This window comes from Devosia sp. (assembly GCF_040509215.1).
Classification (GTDB): domain Bacteria; phylum Pseudomonadota; class Alphaproteobacteria; order Rhizobiales; family Devosiaceae; genus Devosia.
The window spans coordinates 1-7,652 of sequence record NZ_JBEVLL010000331.1 but is presented as its reverse complement, the minus strand read 5'-3'; the positions used below and the strand labels follow the sequence as shown (position 1 = coordinate 7,652).

Below are 7,652 nucleotides of genomic sequence, written 5' to 3'. Positions count from 1 at the left end.
ATCCGCTTCTGCTGCGGGCCGTTACGGGGACCGCGCCAATAGAGAAACCGGTCGACCCAACCGGGCGGCTTGGTCTGATTGGAGAGGGGTGCAATCGGGTCCGACAGGGCTTTGAGGGCCGCCAACGCCGTGTCGTTGAGAGCAAGACCCTCGGCTTCGGCGCCTTCCATGATCCAGGCCAGTGCGTCGTTGGAGAGGCCGCGAATGTCGCCGCCACCGCCCACCGAACCATGATCGCCGGGGAACCAGAGCTGATGATATCTGTCGACGCCTGACGTCGTGGCATTGAGCGTTTCGAGATTGCTCCAGAGGGCAGGCGCAAAACTCAGGCGGGTTTCGTCTATGGCCACGGCATGCCGGGCGGACCGCACGGTGCTCGAGAGATCAGTATCGTGGAACTGGTACTTCTTGCCTGTAAGGAGCCCGACCAGCGGCAGGTGTTGGGGAATGCCCAATGCGCCAACCGTGTCCCAGACGCCGACATAGCGGACAATGAGCGGCTTTGCCGCGGCCACAAGATCAGGATCAGCGCCATGCTCGAGTCGCCAGTCGCGATCCGCATCCTTGAGGATGATCGCCGGACACAGCGCCATGCGCCGGCGCTGCGCCTCGTCGCTGTCGGGATGGGTCGCGGCATCCTTATAGAATTCAAAAATCTCGCGGATTTTGCCGGCGAGCCCGCGCGGGACGATACCGCATTTGCGGATAAGGCCGGCAAGCGAGCGGGCCGTATAGGCGCCGCGCGAAAACCCGAAGATGAAAATCTCGTCGCCGGGCTCGTAATTGAAGATCAGGAAGCGATAGGCGGCTTCGATCTTGTCGAGGAGCCCGCGCCCAAAAGCGCCGGCCAGAATGGTAGAGATGCGCCCTCCGGTCGTGCCGACGCCCTCGTCATAGTAAGTGACCTGCGCCACGCCTGCCGCATCGGCTGGCAGGACCAGCTGGGCCGAGAGCAGCACATTGGTCGGCTGCTCCGCCGACATGCGGTTCCAGGTGCCATCACAGAAGATCGCGATACGCTTCATTGAAGAATCCTCACGACAATCATCCTTAAGGGAATATTCCCCAGCAGGCGGGCGAACGGCAAGCCGGTCTCGGGCGACGTGAGTAACGTCTAATTAATCCCCGGCCATCGGGCTGCACTTACTCTCCTCGGAAATGACCGACAGGAGACCCTTTCATGCCCACCCTTCCCCAAATCTCCCACTTCCTCGCCGAGCGCCACGAGACGCTGTGGTTGCGGCTTTCCGCCCTGCACAAGGACATTTGTGTCATCGCCGCCAAGAAGCCGGAGGCGCCGGTGGGGAATACCGAGCGGGCGACGGTCGAAGGGTTGATCAGCGATTGTCGGCCATTTCTCAAAAAGCCGGCCGATCGGCTGCCGGTTGCCGCACAAAACTTTGCCGGGCTCGCGGTGCAATTGGGCCAGGTGCTGGCCATGCTGGAGGATTTTGAGAATCGCCATGCCTTTTGGGATGGCAAGGCGGGTTGTCGATGCTGGCGCGTTGCCGGTGCGTCCCTGCCGGTGGCCCGGCTGCGCCAGGCGGTGCCGCCCTTCGAGCTCAAGACGTCCAAGGGCCGCGATATGCGCGAGGCGCTGGCAAAGCTGATGGATGCCAAGGAAAGCCGTGTTTATGAGGCGGGTTTTGCCGCCGGACGCGCCGCACGGTTGGGGCCGCCGGATATCGACCAGGACCCGTTCTGAAAAAAACTTATCCCCGCCCCGGGGCGGGGGCATACATTGGGGCCATCACCTCGCGCGGGCAGGTCTGCATGCGAACTGAGCGGGGTGTGCCGGTCGCGGTCCCGTTCGCATGGGAAAGCGGGTTCGGGCATCGGTCCCTCGCGACGAGCGATCAAGAGGCGCTGTGGATGTCGTCCAAAAACCCGGCCCCCGAGGTGGCTTTTGCCCCATCTAAACTAGTCCCAAGGAGCAAATGCCACCTCGGGGTCTGCCTATTTTTTGGAATTGAACCGGAGGCGGAGACGCCGGCCGGGGTTTTGTGCTGGATACGGCCAAAAGAAAACCCCTCCCCACACAAGGCGGGAAGGGGCTGAGGCGCAAAAGCCCAAAAATCAGTTGGGCAGGGCGAAGGCCATGACGTAGTCGCCCTTGTCTTCCGAATAGGGCGCGCCGCCCACGGAAATGACCACATATTGCTTGCCCGTTTCGGGGGAAACATAGGTCATCGGCGTGGCGCTCGAGCCGACCGGGAGCGGGTACTTCCACACTTCGTTGCCGTTTTCGGCGTCGTAGGCGCGGATGTAATAGTCCTGGTAGCCGGCAAAGAAGACGAGGCCACCGGCCGTGGCCGAAGTGCCGGCATAGGTCGGCAGGCCCATGGGCATGGGGAGCTTGGTCTTGATGCCGAGGGGGCCGAGCTGTTCGGCGGTACCGGCGGGCACCTGCCAGGCGATCTGGCGGGTGTTCATGTCGATGGCCGTAACGGTGCCGAAGGGCGGGTTGACGCAGGGCACGCCGAGCGGGGAGACCCACATTTCGGTGGCCATGCCATAGGGCGTGCCATGCTGGGGCGAGGGGCCGTGGCCCGTATCGTCGGCATGGACGCTTTCGGCGAAGGCTTCGTAGTCGTCGCGCGGCACGAGGGCGAACTTGCTCGGGGCGCGCACGTCGTTGACGAAGACGCGGTTATTGGGGATGTCGACCGAGACCGAACCCCAGTTGAGACCGCCGATATTGCCCGGCTGCGAGATCACGTAGTCGAGCCCGATGGGGGTGAAGTCACCCTCGTAGCGCAGCTCCTTGAAGGCGATGCGGCACATGAGCTGGTCGAACATGGTCAGCCCCCACATCTTGGCTTCGGTCAGGTGGTCTGCGCCGATCGTGGGCATGCCGACCGAATAGGGCTGGGTGGGTGCGAGATATTCTTCCGGCACATGCCCAGTCTGGGGCACGGGCTTTTCCTCGACATCGGCCAGCGGCTCGCCGGTCGCACGATCGAGAAGGAAGAGCTGACCGCGCTTGGTGGTCTGCAGCACGGCTGCAACAGTGCCGCCATTGCCATCAGGCAGATCGAGCAGGGCCGGCTGGCTCGGCAGGTCATAGTCCCAGATGTCGTGGTTGACGGTGCGGAACTTCCAGCGTTCACGGCCGGTGTTCACATCGAGCGCGACGAGGCTGGCGTTGTATTCGTCGGCAAAGGCCGGGCGATCGCCGCCAAAGTAGTCGGGCGTGGTATTACCGAGCGGGGCGTAGATCAGGCCCAGTTCGTCGTCATAGGCGGCCGTGGACCACATATTGGGCGTGCCACGGGTATAGGTCTGGCCCGGCAGGGGCAGGCGGGTAATGGCCTTGTTGCCAAGGTCCCAGGCCCAGTCGAGTTCGCCGGTGACGGCGTTGAAGGCGCGGATGACGCCGGAGGGTTCGCCGACCATCTGGTTGTCGACCACCCAGCCGCCAACCACGATCTTGTCGCGGGCGACAAGCGGGGCCGAGGTCTGGAAGTAGAAGCCGGGGATGACTTCGCCCATGTTTTCGCCGAGCGACACGGCGCCATTGGTGCCGAAATCGGGGCAGACAACACCGGTCTTGGCGTCGATGGCAAAGAGGCGCGCGTCCATGGTGGTCATGATCAGGCGCGTATTGCAGAGCGCACCATCGGCCTGCTGGTCGACGGGCAGTTCGAAGTAGCCGAGGCCACGGCAGCGCTGCCAGAACGGGCCACTGGCCTTGGGGTCGAACTTCCACACTTCCTCGCCGCTATCGCCATCGATAGCGATGATGACGTTGGAGGTGGTGCAGGAATAAACGAGATTGTCGATCTGCAGCGGCGTGTTCTGGTCAAGCCCGATATCGCCGCGACCGGTACGATAGGTCCAGGCGACATCCAGGTCTTTCACGTTGTCGCGGTTGATCTGGTCGAAGGGCGAATAGCGCAGGCCCGCCGTCGTGCGGCCATAGGAGGTCCAGTTGGCAGGGGTGTTGTCGCCGGCGGCCGGCTGGTAGGCCGGAATATCGGCCGAGGGGCGGATGACGCCCTGCGGCTGGAAGGCAAAAGCAAAGCCGACGGCAAAGAGCACGGCAGCAAACGCCGCACCGCCATAATAGGCGCCGCTCTTGGCGGGTTTTGCCAGGGCAGGCGTAAAGAGAAGCGCAAAGCCGGCCAGCGCCAGCGGCGCCATGAGGCGGGCAAAGAGCGGCCAGAAATCAAACCCTGCTTCCCAGATAGCCCATGGCACGGTCAGGACAGCCGCCAGCAGCACGAGCTGCCCGCCAAGCGCCTTGTCGCGCAGCATCAACACTGCCGCAACGAAATAAACCACACCGATAATGGCGTAATAGGCTGAACCTCCGAGAGTAATCAGCCATAGACCACCACCCGCCAACCCCACGCCGATCAGCGCAAGGACGATGGCGAATAACCGCGCCAGCAGTTTCATGAATCACCTGTTCCAAAAAATTGAACGGCCGAGAGGGAACTTGGCCGAAGGGCCTATTCGTCTGCCGGACGAGCTTAGCGCCGCGCCGAAATGACGTATAGGTCAAGACATAAACATGGGTCGCATGCGCCTTGGCGCCGGGCCTTGTCAAGTTCGGGTTGCCACCTCGGAAAGCCCCCATGCCGATCGGGCAAGGCCCCACAGCATGGCTGATCCCAAAGTTGATGCCGGGTTCACTGGACATTTTTCAGCGGACTTGTAACAGGGATGACGGGTTCCTCCTGCCCGTCTCTCTCGGATTTTTTGTCCATGCGCGGCCTTTCCGGCAATACGCTGGGGATCATCCTGATGGTCCTCTCCACCGCCTGTTTCACCATCAATGACAGCCTTCTCAAACTCGCCATGCACGATTGCCGCCCTTCGAGGCGCTGTTCCTGCGCGGGCTTGGCTCGACCTTTCTCGGCCTGCCGCTCCTTGCTGCGCTCGGATATTTGCGATTTGTGCCGCGCATGCTCGATGGGCGGGTGCAGCTTCGAAATCTCTTAGAACTTACTGCTGCGATGGGCTTTGTCGCCGGCCTAGCCTATGTGCCGATCGCCGATCTGACCGCGCTGGGGCAAACCTCGCCGCTGCTGCTCCTCATCGGGGCCATGGTGTTCTTCAAGGAGAAGCTGAGCGGGGTGCAGATCGGGCTCATCGTCCTTGCTTTCGGCGGGGCGCTGCTGGTGGCCCAACCGGGCGCGAGCGGGTTTTCGCCCTATACGCTTTTCGGGCTCTGGAGCGCAGCCGCGGTCGCCGCACGCGATCTCGTCGGGCGCAAGATAAAGCTCGAAATTCCTGGGCTCGTGGTTGCCGTCGGCGCCGGAGCCATCGAGATCGTCGGGGCGGGCCTTGCGGGCTTCCTGCTTGAGGATTGGACCATGCCTTCACCCCTCACACTGGCCTTTGCCGTGGGGTCGAGCGTCTTCCTGATCCTCGCGCATTGGCTCTTGCTCAATGCCTATCGCGCGGCCACCGTCGCGGCGGTCGTGCCGTTTCTCTATATGTCGACCATCTGGGCGCTGATCTCGGGCATGCTGATTTTCGGGACTTTCCCGAACGCGCTGGCGCTGTGCGGTATTGCGGTGATCATGGCGAGCGGAGTGGCCGTGGTGGCGCTGGAGCGCTGGCCGAAGAAGGCGGTCATTTCCGACGGCCATCCACTGTAAGACAAAGGGGGCCGATATGCGGCCCCCTTTTTCGGATCAGACGACCGACTGATCGGCCAGAACGACGATCGGCGAGCCATTGGGCACGCGGTCATGCAGGTCGATGATGTCCTGGAACAATAGCCGCACGCAGCCCGAGGACACGGCCTTGCCGATCGAATGCACGTCCATATTGCCGTGCACGCGATAGAGCGTGTCCTTGTTGCCCTGGTGAATATAGAGGGCGCGGGGGCCGAGGGCGTTTTCGAGACCTGGCGGCTGGCCGTGGCGATACTTTTCGATTTCCGGCTGGCGATCGATCATTTCGGACGGTGGCGTCCAGGTCGGCCATTTGCGCTTGTAGGCGATATGGGCCCGCCCATTCCACTCAAAGCCCGCGCGGCCGATGCCGACGCCATAACGCATGGCGCGGCCATCCGGCATGGTCCAGTAAAGGAACCGGTTGGCGGTATCGACGACCACCGTGCCGGGCTTTTCGCCGGTGATATTGTCCACTTCCTGGCGCCAATAGACCGGGTCCAGCAAATGAATGGGCGCGGCGGGGATCGGGAAATCCTCGTCCGGCAGCGGGCCATACATGGCCAGCACCTCGGGCGGCACGATGCGGCCGGCGGGCTCTGCCGTAGCGACGGCCGAGCGGGTAGAGCCGGTGGTCGAGCAGCCGGCAAGAGCAAGGGCGCCAAGACCGGCAAGGCCAGCCAGGACGGCGCGGCGCGACGGGGTCGCGCTGATGATATCAGTCACAGAAATATCCTCGGCCCCGAAAAAGGGGCGCTAAACGAAGGGAAGGGAAAGGGTTTCGTTCAGGCCGCTATCGGCGGGCGGAGGAGGTCTTCGGCCAGCGGGCGGGCCGCGTCGGTCGTAAAATGATCGCTCGGCGCCTCGCCCTCGGGCGCAACCGGCAATTCGGGCGGCAGCGCGACGATGGCGTGATGGGCGCCATAGGGCATGACGATGCCTTCGCCGAGATCGATCTCGCCGCGCTGCACCTTCACGGTGATGCGAATGGGGACGTTCTCGTCATCGACGTGATTGAGCACGACGATGGGCGTCGCCACATAGCGATGCGCGTGCGCCGTCGTCACCCCGGCAAGGGCGGCGAAGGCAAAGAGAATCGCTATGGAAAGAACAAGACGCTGCATATGCTTGGGGTGCTGGGGGGCAATTGCGGCAGCACGGGGGCAGATGTGGTCGTCAGCCGCCTTTGCCCGGCGGTTCCCATGCCATGAGCTGCCGACCGTGTGCTTTTAGCCACGCTCGCCCGCGCTCCATATCCGGCATTGTGCGCTTCACGGTGGCCCAGAAGGCATCGGAATGGTTCATCTCGACGAGATGGGCGACCTCGTGCGCGGCAACATAATCGAGCACAAAGGGCGGTGCCAGAATGAGCCGCCAGTTGTAGTTGATCGTCCCGGTCGACGAACACGACCCCCAGCGGCTCGATTGGCTGCGTAGTTTTATGTCCTTTACCGTCACCCCCAGCCTTTCCGCATGGAAGGCGCTGCGCTCGGTGAGATCGGCGAGAGCCTCGGACTTGAGCCAATCGAAAAGCCGCCGCGGCTGGTGCTCTGGGGAACCCGGCACGCGCAATTCGGGAAGGTCGGCGAGCGCCAGAATTTCCACGCGACCGCGCAGGTTGCCCGTCCCGACCACGAGATGCGGTATGCCGCGCAACGGCACTTCCATACCCGGCTCGAGGCGCATCGATTGCGCGGTCCGCGGCAGACGGGCCGCAAGCCAGTTACGGTGGCGCATGAGAAAGGCTTCGGCATCGGCCCAGCGGGATCGCTCCGGCAGGGTCAGCACCGGACCCGAGGCGGGCAGGGACAGGCGGAAGCTCGATGCACGCTTGCTCAGCTTGACGGCAACCTCCACCGGGCGGCCATCAAGGTCGATGGTCACGCTCTTGGGCGCTTTCGGGGCTTGGCGAAGGAAAGAAAACATCGAGCCTATAGAATCGGTGTTGCCCAATTTAGTCCAGTTCGGCGCTTTGGAACACGCTTCCCACTGTAACGAAAAAATGGCGCCCTTGCGGGCGCCAGT

The 7,652-nt window shown here is 63.1% G+C and carries 7 protein-coding genes; 2 read left to right on the top strand and 5 right to left on the bottom strand.

What is annotated here, in order from left to right; genetic code table 11:
• On the bottom strand, nt 1-1,025 hold a 1,025-nt coding region (locus ABW043_RS18780), incomplete at its 3' end, for a T6SS phospholipase effector Tle1-like catalytic domain-containing protein (RefSeq protein ID WP_353922729.1).
• Between the two features lie 155 nt (nt 1,026-1,180).
• Between ABW043_RS18780 and ABW043_RS18775 the strand changes: the two genes are divergently transcribed.
• Complete coding sequence (locus ABW043_RS18775) at nt 1,181-1,705, top strand: hypothetical protein (RefSeq protein WP_353922728.1); 525 nt, start codon at nt 1,181-1,183, stop codon at nt 1,703-1,705.
• A gap of 371 nt (nt 1,706-2,076) precedes the next feature.
• On the opposite strand, the gene ABW043_RS18770 is transcribed toward ABW043_RS18775, so the two are convergent.
• Nucleotides 2,077-4,401 (bottom strand): membrane-bound PQQ-dependent dehydrogenase, glucose/quinate/shikimate family, encoded by a 2,325-nt coding sequence (locus ABW043_RS18770; protein ID WP_353922727.1) that lies wholly within the window; start codon nt 4,399-4,401, stop codon nt 2,077-2,079.
• Nucleotides 4,402-4,811: 410 nt separating this feature from the next.
• Here ABW043_RS18770 and ABW043_RS18765 point away from each other — a divergent pair, with 410 nt between their 5' ends.
• A complete protein-coding gene (locus tag ABW043_RS18765) occupies nt 4,812-5,609 on the top strand; it encodes a DMT family transporter (protein WP_353922726.1) in 798 nt (265 codons plus the stop codon).
• Nucleotides 5,610-5,645: 36 nt separating this feature from the next.
• Here ABW043_RS18765 and ABW043_RS18760 read toward each other — a convergent pair whose 3' ends face one another.
• Genes ABW043_RS18760 through ABW043_RS18750 form a run of 3 tightly spaced genes read right to left on the bottom strand, consistent with a single transcriptional unit; the run spans nt 5,646 to nt 7,511 of the window.
• Entirely contained in the window at nt 5,646-6,353 is a 708-nt protein-coding gene (locus ABW043_RS18760; RefSeq protein WP_353922725.1) for a L,D-transpeptidase, read from the bottom strand.
• Nucleotides 6,354-6,412: 59 nt separating this feature from the next.
• Complete coding sequence (locus tag ABW043_RS18755) at nt 6,413-6,751, bottom strand: hypothetical protein (RefSeq protein WP_353922724.1); 339 nt, start codon at nt 6,749-6,751, stop codon at nt 6,413-6,415.
• A 52-nt stretch (nt 6,752-6,803) separates the two neighbouring features.
• Nucleotides 6,804-7,511, bottom strand: a complete 708-nt coding sequence (locus ABW043_RS18750; RefSeq protein ID WP_353922723.1) for a M48 family metallopeptidase — start codon at nt 7,509-7,511, stop codon at nt 6,804-6,806.
• Nucleotides 7,512-7,652: the final 141 nt, after the last annotated feature.

What these genes read in the sequence shown, in the direction of transcription:
- ABW043_RS18775 (WP_353922728.1), top strand. Translation starts at nt 1,181, where the DNA reads ATGCCCACCCTTCCCCAAATCTCCCACTTCCTCGCCGAGCGCCACGAG.
- ABW043_RS18770 (WP_353922727.1), bottom strand. Translation starts at nt 4,401, where the DNA reads ATGAAACTGCTGGCGCGGTTATTCGCCATCGTCCTTGCGCTGATCGGC.
- ABW043_RS18755 (WP_353922724.1), bottom strand. Translation starts at nt 6,751, where the DNA reads ATGCAGCGTCTTGTTCTTTCCATAGCGATTCTCTTTGCCTTCGCCGCC.